This is a genomic window from Geodermatophilus sp. SYSU D01186 (assembly GCF_054050215.1).
Map to the genome: position 1 here is coordinate 1 of NZ_JBJGYW010000080.1, position 731 is coordinate 731.

General features: G+C 74.1%; 1 protein-coding gene. It reads left to right on the forward strand.

Annotated elements, in window-relative coordinates:
- A partial coding sequence (locus ACI784_RS25240; RefSeq protein ID WP_457015339.1) for an alpha/beta fold hydrolase occupies positions 1 to 731 on the forward strand: 731 nt, incomplete at both ends.

Genomic DNA, 731 nt, shown 5'->3' on the forward strand with positions numbered 1-731 from the left:
ACGGCGCACGGCGCGAGCGCATCCGACGCCTTCTCCGTGGTCATCCCGTCGATGCCGGGCTACGGCTTCTCCGGCAAGCCCACGAGCCCCGGCTGGGGGCCGGAGCGCATGGCCCGGGCCTGGGCGCAGCTGATGCAGCGCCTCGGTTACACCCGCTACGTCGCCCAGGGCGGCGACTGGGGCGCCTTCGTCGTCGACCAGATGGGGCTGCAGGCACCCCCGGGGCTGCTCGGCATCCACACCAACATGCCGGCCACCGTCCCCGCCGAGGTCAACGCGGCCGCCCTGGCCGGCGCGCCGGCGCCGTCCGGGCTCTCCGCCGAGGAACGGCGCGCCTACCAGCAACTGGTCCGGACCTTCGGGCAGGTCGAGTACGCCCGGTACATGGCCGCGCGCCCCCAGACCCTCTACGGCATCGCCGACTCCCCCGTCGGCCTGGCCGCCTGGCTGCTGGACCACAACGACGCCGACGGCCAGCCCGCCGCCGCCGTCGCCGCGGCCCTGGACCGGACCTCGAGTGCCACGGGCGAGCTGACCCGCGACGAGGTCCTCGACAACATCACGCTGTACTGGCTGACGCGCACCGGGGTCTCCGCGTCACGGCTGTACTGGGAGTACCGCGGCGGCTTCTTCGACGCCAAGGGCGTCACCATCCCGGTCGCCGTCAGCGTCTTCCCCGGCGAGCAGTACCAGGCCCCGCGCAGCTGGACCGAGCGCGCCTATCCCGGCCT